The following is a 19297-nucleotide window of genomic DNA, read 5'->3' on the forward strand; positions in this document are numbered from 1 at the left end:
GGTGATTTTATGTGGGTTATTTTAAACGATTACCAGCCATGGTGATATAGACCATCTGGCATAAATCTGATTCAACTTCAATGCCTGCAATCGGCATCAGCCCAAATCCTCGTTTACCTGAAAGCGTTGATGGTGTTTTTCAGGTCAATACAGGCTTGTTCGGCTTTCGCTGCGTAATTTTCTGGCTTATCACCAGCATAGATGATGCCGCGTGATGAGGAAATGATCAGGCCTTTGCCATCCGTTCTGAGACCGGCTTTTAAGGTGGCTTCGACATCACCGCCTTGCGCGCCAATACCAGGAATCAGTAAGGGCATGTCACCTACCAATTGTCTGATGGTTGCCAGTTCATTGGGATAAGTGGCACCAACCACCAGCAGTAAGTTGTGGTTGTGGTTCCAGTCTTGGCTGGCTTTTTTGGCCACCGTTTGGAACAAGGTGTCGCCATTGGCTAAGGTTAAATTTTGTAGCTCACCTGAACCAGCGTTGGAGGTTTTGCACAGCACCACCACGCCTTTGTCTTTGAATTTGGAATAGGGTTCAATGGTGTCGCCACCCATGTATGGATTGACGGTGACGGCATCGGCCTGATATCGCTGGAAGGCTTCGGCGGCATATTGGTCTGCGGTGCTGCCGATGTCCCCGCGTTTGGCATCCAAGATGACCGGAACTGTCGGGTGGTTTTGCTGGATGTATTGAATGATCTGAGTGAGCTCTGTTTCTGCTTTCAAGGCGGCAAAATAGGCAATTTGAGGTTTGAAGGCACAGACATGTGCGGCTGTTGCATCGACGATGGCGGTTAACCAAGGCAATAAATCAACGCCCAGTTCACTCAATTTTTCAGCATTGGGGTCAAGGCCAACACAGACCAAAGATTGATTTTTATCTTGCGCGTGTTCTAATTGTTGAATAAACATGGTCTTGAAAATAGACAGAAAGCGTCTATTTTAGGAGAGTGACCTCAGAATGGGAACTTTAATTTAGTTAAACAATCAGAAACACTATGAAAAAAATCAGCTTCATCATCATGTTTTTTGTGGCGGCCACTGTTCAGGCCACTTTGCCAGCAGCCGTGAGTGGTCAACCCGTGCCTTCTTTGGCACCTATCTTGGAGCGGGTGACTCCGGCGGTGGTCAACATCAACACCAAATCGGTGCAATATGTGCGTTCCCGCAACAGTGAGTTTTACAGTTGGTTTTATGGACTGCCCAATACCCCCAGAGAACGGGTGACTCAATCATTGGGGTCAGGGGTGATCGTGGATGCAGTGAAAGGCTTGATCTTGACCAACCACCATGTGGTCAATGACGCCGATGACATATCAGTGGTGTTGCATGATGGGCGTACTTACAATGCCAGATTGATTGGTTCAGATGACGGCACCGATGTGGCTGTGATACAGATTGATGCAGACAATTTAACGGCTTTGCCATTGGCTGATTCGAAACAGTTGCGGGTGGGTGATTTTGTGGTGGCAGTGGGTAATCCATTTGGTTTGGGTCAAACCGTGACCTCAGGAATCGTCAGCGCTTTGGGCCGCACCAGTTTAAGCGGACTGGGTTTTCAAAATTTTATACAAACCGATGCTTCAATCAATCCAGGTAACTCTGGTGGAGCCTTGATTGACCTCAATGGTTCTTTGGTGGGTATCAACACCGCGATATTCTCGCCTTCAGGTGGCAATGTTGGCATTGGTTTTGCCATTCCATCTTCCTTGGCCGAACGCATGATGCGCCAATTGGTGGAGTTTGGCACCGTACGCCGTGGTTCTTTAGGTATGGGTGTACAAGACATCACTGAACGCTTGGCTCGGGCTTTCGATGTGGGTCAAAAACAAGGGGTTTTGGTGACCTCGGTTGATCCAGACTCTCCGGCCGATCGTGCCGGTTTACAAGCTGGTGATATCATCACCCAGTTAAACGGTGATCGCATCACCAGCCAAAAACAGTTTCAAAATTACGAAGGCCTGATTGAATTGGACAGCCATGTGATCATTGATTACATGCGCAATGACAAGCAACGTCAAGTCCAAACCCTGATCACCGAAGCCGATCGCAATGAAATGAAAGGCAAGGAACTACATCCACTGCTTAAAGGTGTCTTGTTGAGTAATTTGCCGGTGCAATACAAAGATCGTTTTCAAGGTGTTTTGATCGAAGAAATTGAGCGTGGCTCAAAGCCATGGAAATTGGGTCTGCGAGCGGGTGATTTGATCACCTCGGTCAATAAAACAGAAATCAACAGTCTCAAGCAGTTGACCCAAAATGTTGAACGATCCCGCAAGACACCGTTGTTAAACATTTACCGCAACGGCCGCAATTATTTGTTGTTGCTGGAAGAGTAAAGTAATAGAGTAAACAACATGAAAGAAGAATTGAAAAAACAACTCAAAGAAAAACTCGACCCAGTCAGTTACGAAGTCATCGTCAACAAAGGCACCGAACGACCACATTCCGGTGAATACAACCTCAACCTCAAAGATGGTATCTACAGTTGTAAGGCCTGTGGTGAAGCTTTGTTCGAAAGCGGTTCAAAATTTGATGCCGGTTGCGGATGGCCCAGTTTTGATCAAGAAATTGCTGAAGGTAAAATCAAAGAAGTGTTCGATGATTCCCATGGCATGCGACGGGTTGAGGTGGTTTGCGCCAATTGTGATGGTCACTTGGGTCATCTGTTCAATGATGGTCCGACTGAAACTGGTTTGCGTTATTGTGTGAACTCAGTGTCGGTGGATTTTGAGGAAGCTTGATTTTTATGGGTTCAATCATTGGCCTGAACAATAAGATATAATGATTAGCACATTCATTGTTTTTATTGTGCGAGGGTCTAACAGAAAATGAAAATATTTTATCAAGTCATCACTGTCATTTTGATGTTGTTGGCTGTTTCTTCGGGCATCAGCAAAATCATGTTGATGGAACAAGACGTGATGTTCTTTGCACCCTACGGCTTCAGCAATGCTTTGCTGATGATTTTTGGTGTCGCACAAGTCATTGGTGGTTTGTTATTGATGCCATTCAAAACCAGGGTGTTGGGGGCGATCATTGTGGCCATTACTTTTGTTATTTCCCTGGTGATGCTCCTTATGGCGAAAAGTATGCTGTTTGCAGCGGTCACCCTGGTCTCGCTGTTGTTATTGGGCATGGTGGTTAAAGAACGCTTGAGTGCATCCAGTTAGTCCAATACACACAGATGGCATCAGTTTAGATCAAAATTAACTTGCTGTATCCGCATGATTCACACAGTGGTGCAATATGTGTTTGCAAAGCATGACTGCAGACTGGCTTTAACACTTTAACAGGGGTTTAAATCTTCCAGTAAGTAACCAAAATGATTTTTCTGCGTTTAATCAGTGAACTGAAGCCAATCTTTATTGAGATATCGTATGACATTTAATTACATCAAAACACGCCTTTTTTGCTTGTCATCCAAGCGCGTCATTAAGCACCCATGTAATAAGAACAATCAACGTCAAAAAAGTCGTGCAAGTAAATTGATACTTCTGATGCTGTGGATTTCCAGTACCAGTTTGTGGGCTGAAAAATCGACTTGTATTGAGGCACTAAAATTTTATGATACAGCCACATTCGTACAACAAATCGATTGCTTGCGCCAAGCAGCAAAAATTCCTGGATTGTCATTTGCGGTAGTAAAGGATCAAGAGGTTTTGATTGCGGCGGGTTTGGGATACGCCCATAAAGAATCTGGATTGCGGGTGACTGCACAAACGCCTTTCAACATCGCCTCGGTGACTAAGCCTTTATCAGCAGTGGCCGCTCTTCGAATGGTAGAACTGGGTCAACTTCAGTTAGATCGGCCGATCGCTGAATACAGCCAATGGTCCGATTTCTGTCATGCATTCAGTGAACAACCTTCGATTTTTGCCAAAGAGCTGCAGTGTCAATCAGCTGATCACACCCTCAGACAACTGCTTTCTCATACGGCCACTGGCATGCCCGGTACACGTTTTTCATACAATCCGGTTTTGTACTCATGGGCATCACGTCCCATCATGGCTGTCGGTGAACGTTCTTTTTCCAATTTGGTTGATCAATACGTGTTGCAGCCTGCTGGCATGCTGCAATCAGCTCGAACCAACCGAGACCTTCCGCTGACTGAGGATTTGGCTCAACGGTTGGCGAAACCTTATCTGCTTGACAGCACTGGAAAGATTCAGCGTGCGCCTTTACCGCCACCTCAAGGCGATGGTGCAGCCGGCGGGGTCATCAGCACGGTGATAGATTTGGCCAAATTTGATATCGCCTACGATCAAGGACAGCTCATTTCTGCACAGTCTCGTGAGTTGATGATGACACCTACGCAGTTGACTGGTGGAAAAACTGCCCCTTATGGGATTGGTTGGTTTGTGCAAGATTATCAGGGTCATCGCTTGGTCTGGCATTCAGGATGGTGGGAGGATGCGTATTCGGCTATTTATTTAAAGGTTCCAGAGCAACAATTGACCTTTATTTTGCTGGCTAACAGTGAAGGCGTTTGGTGGGACAACCCACTGGATTCGGCCCGAGTGCAGGACTCTGAATTTGCTCAGGCGTTTTTTTCGACTTATATCAAAGATTGGGTGTTGCCAAACTAAAATTCCCTGCCTTTCTTGGCACGACTCAAGTTTCGGTTTTACCTCGTACTGCTTAAATGAAGTTTTGTCATTTGAAATGAATATAGGTGACAGCAGGCCACCAATCGCTGTCGCTTAATGAATGGGGGTAATTTATTCTTCATGTGTTACTATTATATGGCATTAATGGTTGAACCAAAGGTTAAGAGTACAGTGAAGAAAATTAAAATAGGTACAATTTTCGGGTCTTTAGTGGGTTCAAGTACTGCTGCAGCACATGGTGGTTTGTCATCCTTAGAGGGCCTGTGGGTCATTTATTTGGTGCTGGTATTGATCGGGTGTCTGTTGGTGGTCATGGGTCTATTTTGGCTGTGGCTGACTTACCTGTACTGGACCCAAGCACGTGCGCGCTTTTTCCGCATCAAGACCTACCTGTTTTTATCCATCGCCATGACTCTGGTGGCTGGATTCAGTGCTTTCACATTCCATGCCAATGCACCTTACAGCCAGAATGTTTATTTTTCACTCGTCACTGTTGTGGTTATAGTGACCAGTTTATGGACTGTGATTGGGCAGTATAAAAGAACATAAAACGGAGTGATTCCCCCCCACGTTACCTCACTTTTGATATTCATATAAACTTGTGTTGTTTGAGGTGTAGTTTGGCACCTTGCCCATGACACAGAATCAATGGGCGCTATAAGCCAGCACATGTGACTGTTGTTAAAATAACTATTGAGTGGCTTCATGTGTGCCAGTAGAATTTATTTTTAAATCACCCCTTTTGTAGTGTTATGACCCTCCAAAAATGACTGTTGTGTACTTAGTTCTTGCTGCTATCAACTGCAGCTTTGACCGACCAACCACCAGCTGATTCAACCCTTGATTTAAAGGCTAATTATTCGGAGTTTCAATATTGTGACCAGTCCAGGGCAAGCGGGTTTTCTAATCAAGTGGGTTTGATTTTGGAGCCTTTAAGTGTGGATTTGGGATTTACTGTGCTGCTGGCTCATGCGGTGGCGGCTTTCCCCAAACCGCAATTGATAACGACGCATTGCTTACCTAACCCTATCGATCGGTGAAACCTTGTATCTGGGCTATCGACAACATAAACCCATTGCCAACCGCGTAAAAACAGTGATGGCAGAAATCAAAAAGTGGCTTTAACAAGCTATATGTATAAAAGCCACCAGACACCATATCATCAAATAGATTGGGTTCAAACAATCGATTCAATAGGGTGTTTTATGAACATTTTTGCAGATTGTGTGGCAAGTTGTGTAGCCAAAGGCATAAACTGGGTGTTGATCATTTATCCAAAAGTAACAGGAGCCAAACCCATGGATTTTCAAAATTTTAAACAGTCCTTGATTGATGGGGGCAATCATGTTGCTGCAACCTGGGTACAAACTGAAACCTATGCTCAGTTGGCTATGGTGTTGTTGATTTTTATCGTGGCATTGATAATCACCAATCGCTTGCGAAAATCTTTTCCATTGATAGCCAAGGCTCCTGCCGATGCGCCATTAAGTCCTTTGAGGAAGTTGGCCAGCAAAATGGGCAATTTGTTGTTTCCATTGATTGCCATATTGGCCTTGAGTTTCGCGGTTGAAATCAGTGCGAATTTATTGGGGCAAACTTGGTTGGTCAACACGGCTTTGACCCTGGCCATGATGTTGATGTTCATTGCCATCATTCGAGACCATGTCAGAAGCAATTTCATTGCCTTTGTTTTTCGCTGGATTGGATTGCCGCTGTTGTTTTTGCACCAAGTTAACCTATTAGATCCACTCATCGAAACACTGGAAAGTATGCAAATAACGGTGGGAAATATTCAGGTATCCGCCTACGGTGTCCTGCGCGTGGCATTGTTTGGTACTTTGTTGTTCTGGTTGGGTCGTTTTTCTAACAGCACTGGTAAAGAAATCATCCGGCGTCAACCCAAACTCGATTTTCGCACCAAAGAAGTGGCTTCAAAACTGTTAGAAGTCGCGATTTTCTTTTTGGTGTTTTTATTGTTGTTGCAAGTCATGGGCATCAACCTAACAGCCATAGCGGTGTTTGGTGGGGCGATTGGTGTTGGGATCGGTTTTGGTCTACAAGCCATCGCTTCCAATTTTATTTCTGGCATCATCATATTACTTGATCGCTCTATTTCGGTTGATGATTACATTGAGTTGGAAGATGGCAGAACCGGGATTGTGCGAGAAATGAAACTGCGCTCAACCACCTTGGAAACTTTTGATGGCAAAGACATCATGGTGCCGAACGAAAAGTTCGTGACCGAAAGTTTCATCAACTGGACTCATAAAGACAAGAAGCAACGTTATCGGGTCGACTTTTCAGTGGCCTATGATTCTGACATCCGTCAATTGGTGGAAATCATCAAAGAAACCGTGGCTTCACATGATCAAGTTATCAGCGGTGAAGACATCCCCATCGAAGAACGACCTGATTGTGAAATTGATGGTTTTGGCGATTCAGGCGTCAACATGTTTGTCGAGTTCTGGATGTTGGGTATAGATGATGGAAAAAACCGCGTTGGTGGTGATTTGTTGTTAATGATTTTCGAAGCGATGCGCAACAACGGTTTCACCATACCATTCCCACAACGAGAAGTGCGAGTGCTTAAAGATCCGACAGCAAAATAACAGTTTCAAATCCATTAAGGAACGGTTTGATCTTCCACAAAATGTTTCAGTGCATCGAGCCTGTGTTCCCACTGTTGTTCCAGTCGGGTAATGAAGGTTCGTGCCATTTTTAATTTGTCGGGATTCAACAGCACCTGGGTTTCTCGACCCTGTTTCTTTAATTGAACCAGTTCGGCCGATACCAACACTTGAATTTGTTTTCTCGCCCCTTGTCGAGAAATGCCCAAATTTTCAGACAGTTTGCCAATGGTATGGGTTGAGCGTCCGGACAATCTTGTAATGATTTTTAATCGGACAGGGTCTCCCAATGCTTTGTAAATATCGGCTTCGATCATGATGAGCCAGAAAAATACTGTGCCAATCGATCCATCATAAAGTCCCAGCCACCTGAGTTTTGTTTGATGGCATCTGCCATCATTGCTGCTGGTAAGGCTGCAAAGCCAGATTCAGTCAAGGTGACTTCGCAGGCGCCATCAGTGGCTGCTGAAATCTTAAATTCAACCAGGGTATGGGGCACAGTGCGCACATCACCGATGAACATATTGGACCCGGGCACCCAGCGAAAAGCGAAGTATTCATGGGGTTTGGCCGCTTCAACATGAATTTGGGTTTTGCCGCCTTCACCAAATCCAAATACTGGCTGACTGCCTGGCTGGTAGTCTCCTTCCAGTGTTTCCGGAAACCACTTCACCACCAATTCAGGATCGGCGATGGCCGCATAGATTTGTTGTTGAGTGGCCTTGACTTGTATTTTTCGTTGAATGGTGTCTTGCATTTGAGGTTATCCAAATAGTTTTGTTAATTAGATTTAAGCATGGTTTATCTTAATATGCAACTATTGGGTTGCATATAATCATAGCTATGTTCATACAGGCCATGTTTTAATTGCTTACATATTGACAAGACCTGTTAAAAGGTGCTATAAAATGGTCTTTCCATCAATTGATAAACCTGATGCCAACTAAATTTTCTGAAGATGTCATTTCTTTATCAGAGCTCAAAGTGAATCCAGGCAAGGTTGTTAATCACGCCAAGGACTCTCAACGTCCTATTCTTTTAACCAGTCGCGGTAAAGGAGTTGCAGTGGTTCAAGGCCTGGCAGAATTCGAAAAGAATGGTGAGGAGCTGGCTTTTGTGAAAGCCATATCTCAAGGCTTGATGGATATTGAAGAAGGCAAGGTTATGAGCCTCAAAGACGCCAAGAAAAAACTAGCTATTGATTAAGTGAAGATTTTATTCTCAGATTCTGCCGTGGCTGACCTTGAGAGTATTAAAGCATATTACATCGAACAAATGGTTGCAGTGATTGGGGAAAAATTTGTTGCTGCAATCATTGAAAAAATTGAAACCCTTAATGATCATCCTGACATGGGCAGAATTGTTCCTGAGTTCGATGAAAGCCATATCAGAGAACTTATCCACCCGCCATTCAGAGTCGTTTACCTGCGCGGTAAAGCCTCAATTCAAATAGTTAGGGTTTGGCGAAGCGAAAGGTTGTTGAATCTTGACGAAGGTTAGTAACATCGCCACAGAATTTAAACTCGGATATTTCTTTGATAGGTAAAAAGAAATTGTTTGTGATGTAACACATAACTTATACAGACTATTTAAAAATTAAAATGGGATGGACACTGCAATATAAAGCAACAGCACATGAAGAAGTGCTCGAAACATTTGTTAATGAAGCAAATCAACATTCACTAAAACTTTCTTGGGGTGCGGAGCCTTATTGTTGGGGTTTGAATGAGGACAACACAGCCGGAGGTTTTACTAAAATAGAGTCATCATTTAGAAAAAAGAAAGATTTTATAAAAATTATAAATGAACTGAAAAGGTTGTCTGAAAAATGGCCCAATGTTCGAATAAGTGTTGTGGATGATTATGTTCTAGAAGACTGGTGGCAAGTTAAAAATATTGAAGTAGATAAGTTAGATTTGTAAATTATTGTGGTTATCAAAAGTCGAAAGCGAAACCTACTAACCGATATTTTCAAAACTTGTAGAACGTGGGTTTTATGAAAGCAATTGGTGCGACTTTACTCAACTGATAGACTATCATGAATTGGTGGACAGAGCACACCTTACATGGCTCTCATAACAATGAATTAACTACAAGAGTTAAATACCTGGATGAAGACAGTTATATTATTATTTTATGATCAATGCCACTCATTCACAGCACTTTCAATTGTCTTTCGACGATGGACGAGTGGATAGTTTTGATTCAACGTACAGTTCGTTCAATCGGGAGATGTGTGGTGATGCTGCTGATCAATGGGTTCCGTTGAAGCTAGAAAGTGTAGAAGTACAAACACTGATTCCATTGATTGATGCTGTGAGATTTTTCGAATTAGCTGAGAACCAAGTAGAATCTAAGTTGGTGGATAAAGACAAAGGTATCTCATTAACATGTAACCCTTGTGCGAAATCCCAGTTACAAATTAAATTAGGTGACATGTCGAATAAAGTCTTTTGGGACTGTGGATGTGCCAGGAAAATATCACCGCCTGAATCCATCGAGCCATTGGTAAAAGGTATTAAAGCCATTCTTTATCAGCGAAAAGAGGTGAAATCAATGCAAAAAACTAATTGTGTATTTTTTTAAATTGTAATGTGTTTATAGCGCACTTCGACTTCGCTCAGTGAGCGGGTTTCACAAACCCAAAGCATTTACCCACTGCTGGTAAACAGAGGGTTCGTCAAATTCTTTGCGGTAACTCACTTCAGGCAATGACTGCTGCCATTGGATCAAGGTTTGGGTGATTTGCTTGATGTTTTCGGCATTAATTAGCGGATTGTTTGGATGCAGGATTTCTCGGGCAGCCCCGATGTCATGGGCCATCACTGGTGTACCCAGTGCGTTGGCTTCGGCATATATTAATCCAAAGGTTTCGGCGAATGAATTTTGTGGGTAAAACACACACAGACTGGTGGCCAAATGCGCTTTGACTTGTTCAGCCGGTAAAGCACCGAGGTAATGAACATTGGCAATTTGTTCTGGATTTTCATCGCGGTAGCCGGGGTTGGCGATGTAAAGATGTAAATCTTTGAGTTGCTGATTGATTTGTTGAAAGGTTTTTAATACTTGGTCTAGGCCTTTGTTGGGTGCAGACAGGAACAGCAGTTTATTGGGGTCCCGGTGTTGGCTTATACCTTGGGCCAAAGTGGCAGGAATTGGGTTGTAACAGGTCTTGATTTGGACCTTGGCTTTGAACAGGTTGTAAATTCGACCCATAAAACCATGGTTCAATAATCGATCACAATGCTTGGCATGGGTTTTTGAGTTGGTAATCAATTGCCAAGGTTTGGCCAGCCTGAGGCCGCGCTTTAACACATACTCCCAATTTTTGTAGGTGTGAATCCACAGGTGAAATTGGGCTTTGGGGAATTGTTTTTGCAATACCAGAACTTGTGGAAATTTCCTTAACACGATGACATGATCAACACCTGTTGTGGCAGCCAAATCCTCAGGTGCTAAGAATTGGATACCATGTTGTGTTTCACTCAGTGATCGGTTTTTTTGATACACACTGATTTGGTGACCCTGGTTGTGCAATATTTGAGCGGTTCGCAGCAAACTGGATTCAGTACCACCCATGGCATGCGCCGCTAAATCATCAAATCCGTAGGGTTTGGGGTGACTGGTGTCGGCGAACAGGATGTGTGCCATGATGCTTAATTATTTTTGCAAATCACTTCGTTTTGACTGACGTCTGGGAATGTCGCTTTGAGGTCAGGCAAAGAAGTCAATTGGGTTTCAGTGGCACTGAAATCCAACCAAAATTCAGGCCATTGTTCGATGCGAATTTCTTTGTTGACCTGAAACCCTTTCTTGGACAATTCATTGATGCGATTGTCTGCATTGTATGGTTCACGATACAACCCCAAAGAAATCGAGTTCTCATTGTCACCCGAGGTGACTACATAATAGTCACGAACAAAGGCAGCGGCCAATTCTCGACCTTTTTTCAAGGCTTCTGCACGGCTGGATAATGCCGGCAAATAGACCCAGTATCCCGCTTCTTGGGTGGTGGTTATTTTGCGGATATTGGTTTTCAGTACCAGTGGATTTAAAGTTTCAGCAGCTGCGTGGATATTGGCTTCTATGTCAAATGGGCCGACAGAGAAACACATTTGTTGTACATCGTCATTGATGTCCACTGGCTTCTCAGGTATTGGCGTGTTGTTTGTTTCGGTATCAAGTTCAGCGACCAATTGCAGGGGTGTGACACCAACATCCACTGTGGTAAATGCTTTTTTAGTCGGTGGCGACAACCGTTTGGTCCAGACGAAAAACGCAATGTTGGCCATCAATAAAAGAATAAAGAAATAACGCATTCAGAGCAAATGTCTCAGTCAGTGGTGTAAAAGCGCAATTATATATTAACCTGACTACATAATACCATTATGTCTCAGGCTTAATCATTCTTACACTGACTTCACCGGCTGAATAAGTTTTGATCATGCCATTGATGGCAATCAACAGTTGTCCTTGTTCATCGATGCCATGATACAGCCCTTCAACAATGCCGGTGTCTTGCGTCACGCAGACGGGTTTGTTGACCAAATAATCGTGTTGTTGCCACAGCTGTAAAAATGGACTCAGGCCATGTGCCAGGAATTGGGGGTTGTTGTGGTTTAATTGTTTGATCAGGCGATTGATGAAATCAGCTCTGGGTGGTTTGTCGCACAAGGGGATGTTACAGACGGGTTGGTCGACAGACTGCAATTGTTCCTTGGAAAGTGACCAATTGATACCGATGCCTACAGTGACATCCAATTGTTTGGGACCAGCAGCACCTGGATTCATGGGTTTTACATGAATCAAAATACCGCCAAATTTCTGCTGATCGAAATACAAATCATTGGGCCATTTTAGCTGAGCCTTGGTTGTCGAGCCGGCAGCACCATCGAACGCCTTTATCACTTGGATGATTGACACCGCCACCATCAAAGCATAACCAGACATTTGATTGGTTTGGGCATTTAAAGTGAAGCGGTAGGAAAAACAAATGGCCTGTCCACTGGGTGTCAGCCAGCGGTTGCCACGACGACCCACCCCGGCCAATTGTTGTTCGGCAATCAGTATAGAGTTGGCTTGGACCGATTGCTGGGTTGAATCAATTGAGTCAACCCAGCTCACGGTGAGGTTTGGATGGTCTTGTTGGAGGTTGTCCAAGCCTTGGCTGTTTGTCTTTACTGGGCTTGGCATGCAGGGTTCAAAGTCCCAAGATAAATTGTTTGATGTCCTCGAGTTCATCCATAGAAACACCGTGTTGCAGCGGGTATTCATGCCAGGAAGTTTGGTAACCGGCGGATTTGAGGGTATGGTAAGAATCTTGACCAAGTTGGTAGGGCACCACAGGATCATAACTGCCATGGCCCATAAAGAAAGGTGTGGATTGATTCACTTTAGATTGTTCGTCAGCCAATTTTTCAGGAATCGGCAAATAACAACTTAAAGCCACCACCCCGGCCAATTTGTGCTGGGTGCGTGTTGCTGTATGCAATGCAATGGCGCCGCCTTGAGAAAATCCAGCCAGTACAATTTGTTCTGCTTTGAAGCCTGCTTTGATTTGGGCTTCTATCAATTCCAACACGCTTTGTTCTGATTCACGGATGCCCTCTTCGTCAGGCATTTTGCCGATGTCCATCATTTTGATGTCGTACCATGAACGCATGCGCATCCCACCATTGATGGTAACGGCTTGAACTGGTGCATGTGGAAAGATAAACTGCAAGTCTTTGTTGGGGTTGTTGAATTGTGGCACCACAGGTTCGAAATCGTGACCATCGGCGCCCAGGCCGTGAAGCCAAATAATCAATAATTCAGGGTTTTCACCGGTTTTTTTAGTAATAAAATCTAACATATTGTCTCTGACTTGTTATCCAGATAAAAGCGTTCTATTATACCGGTACTGACAGTTTTGGCATGATTTTATGAAATTTTTGAGACGCAACCGACTTACCATGTGGCTTGGTGTGGTTTTTACTTTGGGTTTATTTGGCTGTGGCAACAAAGGTGAACTTTATTTGCCTGAAAAAACTGAAACAGTTGAATCTGCACAAACTAAATCAGCAGCAGCATCAAGCAACCAAGGTTTGGACTGAAAGTAAGATGAAAACGAAAACCCTTGAATTTGAAAAACTCAACGGACTTGGCAACGACTTCATGTTGGTTGATTGCCGTCACGGTGAGTTTGAAATTACAGCAGACAACATCAGGGTTTGGTCAAATCGGCGCACTGGCGTGGGTTTTGATCAAATGATACTGATCAATGAAAATGAAACTGGCTTGTCTTATCGGTTTTTCAATGCCGATGGTGGTGAAGCAGAACAATGTGGCAATGGACAAAGGGCCATCGCACATTATTTACATCGCCAAGGATTGGACGTCAATGACTTAACCCTGGATGGGCTGGGTGGTGAGGTTCATTTGAAATATGTCGATGAAGAAAAAATTTCAGTGACTTTTTATCAAAATGTCGTGGTTGATGAAGTGACCATTGCAGGGGTTGATGGTTATTTTGTAGACATTGGCAATCCACATTGGGTTTATCATGAGCCGCAATTAACGGCCAAAGATTTGGTTCCATTGAGCCACATAGCCAATCACCATTATCCTGCAGGGATTAATTTTGAAGCCGTAAAAAAAATTGATGACCACCACATACAATTGCGGGTGATTGAACGGGGTGTAGGAGAAACCCAAGCCTGTGGCAGTGGTGCCTGTGCGGCAGCGATTGCCAGTGCGACTTTATTGGGAACCACCACACCACTGACTGTTTCGATGTTGGGTGGGGATTTACGAGTTAGTTACGATTTGGTTTGTGACAAAATCACCTTAACTGGCCCAGCACGTTTGGTATACAAAGGACAATTAAGCTATGAGTAAAGAAAAAAACATCCAACAAGGCATCAAGAAATACTTACTCAAAAACCCCGGTTTTTTTGCCTTGTTTCCAGAGCTCATGGCTGAGTTAGAGGTGGTCACACCTGAAGGCGAGTTGACCAACCTGTCCACCCATCAATTGCGTACATTACAAAAAGAAAACAAACAACTGAAAGCGCAAATTGCCCAGTTGATTAAAAACGCCCAACAAAGTGAGTCATTGATGAATCGCTTGTTTGAGCTGTTGACCGAATTATCGGTGATGAATCAAAGCGAATTCATCCCTGGCTTTGTGAAATTTGTGACCACCCACTTTCCCAGTGATTATTTTAAATTGTTGTTGGCCGAAGGCACGCAGGGAGTGGTTGCATCAGCAGAAGTTGCTACCATCACCACAGCCCAATTGACTCAGTTTTCAGTGTTTCAAGCCAAACAAGAACCGATGTCTGGCCGACTGAAAAAAGAAAAAATAACCAGCCTGTTTGGAGAGCAAGATGACATCAAGTCAGCCATTGTGTTACCGATAGGGCAACAAGCCAAATTTGGTTTGATGTCATTTGCCAGTAAAGACGAAGAAAAATTTCATCCCAATTCTTCCAGTGATATTTTACAAAAGTTGGCACAAATTCTTGAAAGTTACCTCAAACAGCAACAACCACAAGACGAACACCAAGCCATGTCTTGACGGTGGTTTCTGATCTATTTGACTGGGTTAAACCCAGTAAGGATACATATTAATGAGTGGCTTACTTGAAAGATAAATGTGAAATAGCCAACAAGCCAGACCTTTATAAATAGCTCAATATCATTGGGTTAAAATGTCGTTAATAAATCGCAGGTGTTTTTGCCCTAAAAGCATTGCGTTGCCTTGGATTAACCATTATAATGCACCCGCTTTTAGTTGAGGCAATCTGATTGACTCGTTAATTCAAGTAAATGCAGTATTGACTCCTGGCCCAAAATGACTGAACAAATAACCTTGAAAGAGGTGAAGAAAACGGTAGTAAAAATTCCCCTATATCAAATGTTGATTGGGATTGTTATTGCTGTAGTTTTTTACTACTTACAAGGCCGCTCAGCTGCGTATTCCGCAGGTACGGGTGCTTTGATCAGTGCATTGGGTTCTTTGGCTTTTGCTTTAATAGTTACTTGGCCTTTCGGTAACTCCCAAGTTTTGGTTGGCAGAATGTTTAAAGGCGAAATCATGAAATTTGTAGTGATTGGGATATTGTTCTATGTGGCAGTAACCAATTTCTCATTCCAATTGATGCCTTTATTGATTGGATTTATTGCTACCCTATTGGCGTTTTGGGTGGCTTTGTTAACATCTTTTAAGTGAGTTAAATCAATGGCAAGTGGCGAAGGCGGCGGCGCTGGTGAATACATCAGTCACCATTTAAAGAATCACACAACTGAATTGGTCGAAGGCAATGCTTTTTGGACCATCAACACAGACAGTGTTTTTTATACCATTCTGACGGCGGTTATATTCTTGTGGTTTTTCCGTAGAGTGGCTAAAAAAGCAACTGCGGGTGTACCCAATAAAACTCAAAACTTCATTGAGATGATCATTGGTTTCATTGATCAACAAGTGAAAGACATCTTCCATGGCAACAGCAAAGTGGTTGCGCCATTGGCATTGAGCATCTTTATTTGGGTGTTTTTGATGAACTTCATGGATCTGTTACCGGTTGATTTGTTACCTTGGTTAGGTACATTCGTTGGAATTGATTACATGAAAGTGGTTCCATCGACAGACTTGAACATCACCTTTGGCATGTCATTTGGTGTCATGTTAATTGTTTTCTATTACAGCTTCACGGTTAAGAAGCCATTTGCGTTGGGTTACTTGAAAGAGTTTGCGACCCATCCATTTGAAAGTCCTAATTTCTTTGTACAGAGTTTATTGGCCATCGCCAATATATTCCTTAATATAGTCGAGACCATCGCGAAACCTGTTTCGTTGGGTTTGCGACTGTTCGGAAACATGTACGCAGGCGAATTGATCTTTATCCTGATCGGTGTCTTGACTTTAAACTACGGTTGGTCAGATGCCTTCAGTTTCGGTGGTGCTTCAATGGGCATCGTACAGTTTTTACTTGCTTTGGCATGGGCTTTATTCCATATATTGATCATTACATTGCAGGCTTATATTTTCATGATGTTGAGTGTGGTTTATTTGAACATGTCACACGAGACACATGATTCACATTAATTTTTTAATATTTTAACCAAAAGGTAAATCGGAGAAAACGATGGAAAATTTAGCATTAGTAGCTGATATTCAAGGCATGACAGCCATTGCAGTGGCATTGATTTTGGGCTTGAGTGCGATTGGTACAGGTATCGGTTTGGGTATATTGGGTGGACGCTTATTAGAAGCTTCAGCTCGTCAACCTGAATTAGCCCCTATGTTACAAGGTAAATACTTCTTGTTAATGGGTCTGGTCGATGCGGTAGCTATGATTGGTGTTGGTATTGCTTTGTTCTTTACTTTCAACAACCCATTCTTAGCAGCTGTTACAGGTTAATTCTAGGCACTTTCTAACAGATTAAGGCGGAGTACAAACATGAATATTAATGCAACTCTAATCATTCAAGCACTTGTGTTCTTTGTTGTGATTATCATCACCATGAAGTACATCTGGCCGCAAATCTTGGGCGCCATGGAAGAGCGTGAGAAAAAGATTGCTGACGGTTTAGCCGCTGGTGATCGTGCTGAAAAAGAATTGAACCAAGCCAAAGCCAAGGTAGATACCTTGATTGTTGAAGCCAAAGAGCAAGCCAGTCACATTAAAGACCAGGCAACTCAAATGGCAACAAAAATCAAAGATCAAGCCAAATCTGATGCACTTTCTGAGAAAGAGCGTCAGTTGAATGCGGCCAAGGCTGAAATTGAACAAGAAGCAAATCGTGCCAAGGAAGCCTTGCGTCAGCAAGTGTCTGCTTTAGCCATTGCAGGTACTGAACAACTGCTTTCAAAAGAAGTGGATGCCAGTAAACATGCAGATTTGTTGGACGATTTAATCAAAGAGATCTGAGATGAGTGAATTAATCACATTAGCAAGACCTTATGCCAAAGCGGCATTTGAGTTCGCCAAAAGTGAGTCTGCTGTAGACCAATGGTCTAAAGACTTGTTGGTTGCTGCCGGATTAGCTCAGGACGAACAGATTCTTAATTATTTCAGTCGCCCAGATGTTTTGGACGACGACTTGGTTCAATTGGTGAGCGGTAAAAACGGCAGTGAACATTATCAAAACTTTGTTCGCATGTTGGTTGAGAACGACCGCTTGAGCTTGTTGCCAGAAGTGGCAGAGCTGTATCAGTTTTATTTAGAGCAGGATTCACAATCACTGACCGTGGATGTGTATTCAGCTGTTGAATTGACTGACACGCAGAAACAAGCCATGACCGCAGCACTCAGCAAGAGAACCGGCAAACAAATTAGCCTGCAAACGCACATCGATGAGAACATGATGGGCGGTGCTCGAATTCACTGTGGAGACTTGGTGATAGACGGCACTTTACGCGGTAAGATAAATCGCTTGAAGACACAACTTTTTAATTAATTTAAGTCAATAGACTTAAGAGAATACGAGGAAATGCAATGCAAACGACATTGAATCCATCAGAAATCAGTGAACTGATTAAAGATCGAATTAAGGACTTTAAAGTTCAGTCAGAGGCCCGTACAGAAGGTACTGTAGTCAGTATTTCAGACGGTATTGTTCGCATCCACGGCTTAGCCGATGCGATGCAAGGTGAAATGATTGAATTACCAGGCGATACTTATGCGCTGGCATTGAATCTGGAAAGAGATTCAGTCGGTGCTGTAATCTTGGGTGGTTACGGCCACATTTCAGAAGGCGATAAAGCCAAATGTACTGGTCGTATTCTTGAAGTGCCTGTTGGTCCTGAATTGATTGGACGCGTGGTTGACTCTTTGGGTAACCCCATTGATGGCAACGGCCCAATTGAAACTAAAATGACTTCGCCGATTGAAAAAATTGCACCGGGTGTAATTGATCGTAAATCGGTTGACCAACCTGTACAAACAGGTTTGAAATCAATTGATGCCATGGTGCCAATTGGTCGTGGTCAACGTGAATTGATTATTGGTGACAGACAAACAGGTAAAACAGCAGTAGCGATTGATGCGATCATCAATCAGAAAAATACTGGCGTAGTTTGTATCTATGTTGCGATTGGTCAGAAACGTTCATCGGTTGCGGCTTTGGTTCGTAAGTTGGAAGAGCATGATGCCATGGGTCACACCATCATCGTTGCTGCCACAGCTTCTGATTCTGCAGCGATGCAATACATCGCACCTTACTCTGGTTGTGCCATGGGTGAGTACTACAGAGACCGTGGACAAGATGGCTTGATCATTTATGATGATTTGACTAAACAAGCATGGGCTTACCGTCAAGTGTCATTGTTGTTGAAACGTCCTCCAGGTCGTGAAGCTTATCCTGGTGATGTATTCTACTTACATTCACGTTTACTTGAGCGTGCTGCTCGAGTTAACGCTGATTACGTTGAGCGATTCACCAATGGTGAAGTGAAAGGTAAAACCGGTTCTTTGACTGCATTGCCTATCATTGAAACGCAAGCAGGTGACGTATCTGCTTTCGTACCAACCAACGTAATTTCTATTACAGATGGTCAGATTTTCTTAGGAACTGACTTATTCAACTCAGGTATTCGTCCTGCGATTGATGCTGGTTTGTCAGTATCGCGTGTGGGTGGTGCGGCTCAAACCAAAGCGGTTAAGAAATTAGGTGGTGGTGTTCGTTTGGCACTGGCGCAATACCGTGAATTGGCGGCTTTCGCACAATTTGCATCAGACTTAGATGACGCAACCAGAGCTCAGTTAGAGCGTGGTCAACGAGTCACTGAATTGATGAAACAAAAACAATACTCACCAATGAGTGTGGCTGAAATGGCCTTGTCCTTGTTCGCGATTGATCGTGGATTCATGGATGATGTAGAAATGAACAAGATTGGTGCTTTTGAAAGTGCCTTGATTGATCACATGAACAGCACCCAAGCCGCATTCATGAAAGAATTGAATGAGTCTGGTGACTTTAACGATGAAATCGAAGCCAAGCTGAAAGCTGGTGTTGAAGATTTCAAAAAAACAGGCAGCTGGTAAATAGTTCTTAGCAGGTTAAATGTTAA

26 protein-coding genes are annotated in these 19297 nt (G+C 43.4%); 19 read left to right on the plus strand and 7 right to left on the minus strand.

Features of this window, described 5'->3' with window-relative positions:
• Positions 1-113: 113 nt before the first annotated feature.
• Positions 114-917: an orotidine-5'-phosphate decarboxylase gene (gene pyrF / locus CCS90_RS02065; RefSeq protein ID WP_099017843.1), complete on the minus strand. Its 804-nt coding sequence runs from the start codon at positions 915-917 to the stop codon at positions 114-116.
• A gap of 86 nt (positions 918-1003) precedes the next feature.
• Here pyrF and CCS90_RS02070 point away from each other — a divergent pair, with 86 nt between their 5' ends.
• The 6 genes from CCS90_RS02070 (at position 1004) to CCS90_RS02100 (ending at position 7224) form a co-directional block, all read left to right on the plus strand.
• Positions 1004-2344 (plus strand): Do family serine endopeptidase, encoded by a 1341-nt coding sequence (locus tag CCS90_RS02070; protein WP_099017844.1) that lies wholly within the window; start codon positions 1004-1006, stop codon positions 2342-2344.
• 18 nt (positions 2345-2362) lie between these two features.
• Positions 2363-2749 carry a peptide-methionine (R)-S-oxide reductase MsrB gene (gene msrB, locus CCS90_RS02075; RefSeq protein WP_099017845.1) on the plus strand — a complete coding sequence of 129 codons (387 nt, stop codon included), beginning with the start codon at positions 2363-2365 and terminating at the stop codon, positions 2747-2749.
• 87 nt (positions 2750-2836) lie between these two features.
• Positions 2837-3178, plus strand: coding sequence for a hypothetical protein (locus tag CCS90_RS02080; protein WP_099017846.1), 342 nt, complete (start codon positions 2837-2839; stop codon positions 3176-3178).
• 327 nt (positions 3179-3505) lie between these two features.
• Positions 3506-4594 (plus strand): serine hydrolase domain-containing protein, encoded by a 1089-nt coding sequence (locus tag CCS90_RS02085; RefSeq protein ID WP_099018714.1) that lies wholly within the window; start codon positions 3506-3508, stop codon positions 4592-4594.
• 192 nt (positions 4595-4786) lie between these two features.
• On the plus strand, positions 4787-5164 hold the full coding sequence (locus CCS90_RS02090; protein ID WP_133566423.1) for a hypothetical protein: 378 nt from the start codon (positions 4787-4789) through the stop codon (positions 5162-5164).
• A 656-nt stretch (positions 5165-5820) separates the two neighbouring features.
• Positions 5821-7224, plus strand: a complete 1404-nt coding sequence (locus tag CCS90_RS02100; RefSeq protein ID WP_246026982.1) for a mechanosensitive ion channel family protein — start codon at positions 5821-5823, stop codon at positions 7222-7224.
• 14 nt (positions 7225-7238) lie between these two features.
• Here the strand turns inward: CCS90_RS02100 and CCS90_RS02105 are convergent, their stop codons facing one another.
• Entirely contained in the window at positions 7239-7559 is a 321-nt protein-coding gene (locus CCS90_RS02105) for an ArsR/SmtB family transcription factor (protein WP_099017849.1), read from the minus strand.
• Positions 7556-7999, minus strand: a complete 444-nt coding sequence (locus CCS90_RS02110) for an SRPBCC family protein (protein ID WP_099017850.1) — start codon at positions 7997-7999, stop codon at positions 7556-7558. Before CCS90_RS02110 ends, CCS90_RS02105 begins: the two co-directional genes overlap by 4 nt.
• Positions 8000-8178: 179 nt before the next feature.
• On the opposite strand from CCS90_RS02110, the gene CCS90_RS02115 reads away from it, so the two are divergent.
• From CCS90_RS02115 to CCS90_RS02130, 4 genes are all read left to right on the plus strand, one after another.
• The gene (locus tag CCS90_RS02115; protein WP_099017851.1) at positions 8179-8448 is read left to right on the plus strand and encodes a type II toxin-antitoxin system Phd/YefM family antitoxin; all 270 of its coding nucleotides are present in this window, start codon (positions 8179-8181) and stop codon (positions 8446-8448) included.
• On the plus strand, positions 8449-8742 hold the full coding sequence (locus tag CCS90_RS02120) for a type II toxin-antitoxin system RelE/ParE family toxin (RefSeq protein ID WP_099017852.1): 294 nt from the start codon (positions 8449-8451) through the stop codon (positions 8740-8742).
• 101 nt (positions 8743-8843) lie between these two features.
• The gene (locus tag CCS90_RS02125) at positions 8844-9164 is read left to right on the plus strand and encodes a hypothetical protein (protein WP_099017853.1); all 321 of its coding nucleotides are present in this window, start codon (positions 8844-8846) and stop codon (positions 9162-9164) included.
• 214 nt (positions 9165-9378) lie between these two features.
• Complete coding sequence (locus tag CCS90_RS02130; RefSeq protein WP_099017854.1) at positions 9379-9828, plus strand: hypothetical protein; 450 nt, start codon at positions 9379-9381, stop codon at positions 9826-9828.
• 48 nt (positions 9829-9876) lie between these two features.
• Here CCS90_RS02130 and CCS90_RS02135 read toward each other — a convergent pair whose 3' ends face one another.
• From CCS90_RS02135 to CCS90_RS02150, 4 genes are all read right to left on the minus strand, one after another.
• The gene (locus tag CCS90_RS02135; RefSeq protein WP_099017855.1) at positions 9877-10893 is read right to left on the minus strand and encodes a glycosyltransferase family 4 protein; all 1017 of its coding nucleotides are present in this window, start codon (positions 10891-10893) and stop codon (positions 9877-9879) included.
• A gap of 5 nt (positions 10894-10898) precedes the next feature.
• Positions 10899-11561, minus strand: coding sequence for an SPOR domain-containing protein (locus CCS90_RS02140; RefSeq protein ID WP_133566422.1), 663 nt, complete (start codon positions 11559-11561; stop codon positions 10899-10901).
• Between the two features lie 67 nt (positions 11562-11628).
• Positions 11629-12435, minus strand: a complete 807-nt coding sequence (locus CCS90_RS02145; RefSeq protein ID WP_162846727.1) for a biotin--[acetyl-CoA-carboxylase] ligase — start codon at positions 12433-12435, stop codon at positions 11629-11631.
• A gap of 7 nt (positions 12436-12442) precedes the next feature.
• Positions 12443-13093 (minus strand): alpha/beta hydrolase, encoded by a 651-nt coding sequence (locus CCS90_RS02150; RefSeq protein ID WP_099017858.1) that lies wholly within the window; start codon positions 13091-13093, stop codon positions 12443-12445.
• Positions 13094-13163: 70 nt separating this feature from the next.
• On the opposite strand from CCS90_RS02150, the gene lptM reads away from it, so the two are divergent.
• The 9 genes from lptM (at position 13164) to atpA (ending at position 19271) form a co-directional block, all read left to right on the plus strand.
• The gene (gene lptM / locus CCS90_RS14890) at positions 13164-13334 is read left to right on the plus strand and encodes an LPS translocon maturation chaperone LptM (protein WP_162846726.1); all 171 of its coding nucleotides are present in this window, start codon (positions 13164-13166) and stop codon (positions 13332-13334) included.
• Positions 13335-13341: 7 nt separating this feature from the next.
• Positions 13342-14118: a diaminopimelate epimerase gene (dapF, locus tag CCS90_RS02155; RefSeq protein WP_099017859.1), complete on the plus strand. Its 777-nt coding sequence runs from the start codon at positions 13342-13344 to the stop codon at positions 14116-14118.
• Complete coding sequence (locus CCS90_RS02160; protein WP_099017860.1) at positions 14111-14800, plus strand: DUF484 family protein; 690 nt, start codon at positions 14111-14113, stop codon at positions 14798-14800. Before dapF ends, CCS90_RS02160 begins: the two co-directional genes overlap by 8 nt.
• Positions 14801-15076: 276 nt before the next feature.
• Positions 15077-15454 carry an ATP synthase subunit I gene (locus tag CCS90_RS02165; RefSeq protein WP_099017861.1) on the plus strand — a complete coding sequence of 126 codons (378 nt, stop codon included), beginning with the start codon at positions 15077-15079 and terminating at the stop codon, positions 15452-15454.
• A gap of 9 nt (positions 15455-15463) precedes the next feature.
• Positions 15464-16330: a F0F1 ATP synthase subunit A gene (gene atpB / locus CCS90_RS02170; protein ID WP_099017862.1), complete on the plus strand. Its 867-nt coding sequence runs from the start codon at positions 15464-15466 to the stop codon at positions 16328-16330.
• A 40-nt stretch (positions 16331-16370) separates the two neighbouring features.
• Positions 16371-16646 (plus strand): F0F1 ATP synthase subunit C, encoded by a 276-nt coding sequence (gene atpE, locus CCS90_RS02175; RefSeq protein WP_099017863.1) that lies wholly within the window; start codon positions 16371-16373, stop codon positions 16644-16646.
• A gap of 39 nt (positions 16647-16685) precedes the next feature.
• The gene (locus CCS90_RS02180) at positions 16686-17156 is read left to right on the plus strand and encodes a F0F1 ATP synthase subunit B (RefSeq protein WP_099017864.1); all 471 of its coding nucleotides are present in this window, start codon (positions 16686-16688) and stop codon (positions 17154-17156) included.
• 1 nt (position 17157) lies between these two features.
• On the plus strand, positions 17158-17685 hold the full coding sequence (locus tag CCS90_RS02185) for a F0F1 ATP synthase subunit delta (protein ID WP_099017865.1): 528 nt from the start codon (positions 17158-17160) through the stop codon (positions 17683-17685).
• A gap of 38 nt (positions 17686-17723) precedes the next feature.
• Positions 17724-19271, plus strand: a complete 1548-nt coding sequence (gene atpA, locus CCS90_RS02190; RefSeq protein WP_099017866.1) for a F0F1 ATP synthase subunit alpha — start codon at positions 17724-17726, stop codon at positions 19269-19271.
• Positions 19272-19297 lie beyond the last annotated feature (26 nt).

This window comes from Marinicella litoralis, from assembly GCF_002591915.1.
Taxonomy (GTDB): Bacteria; Pseudomonadota; Gammaproteobacteria; order Xanthomonadales; family Marinicellaceae; genus Marinicella; species Marinicella litoralis.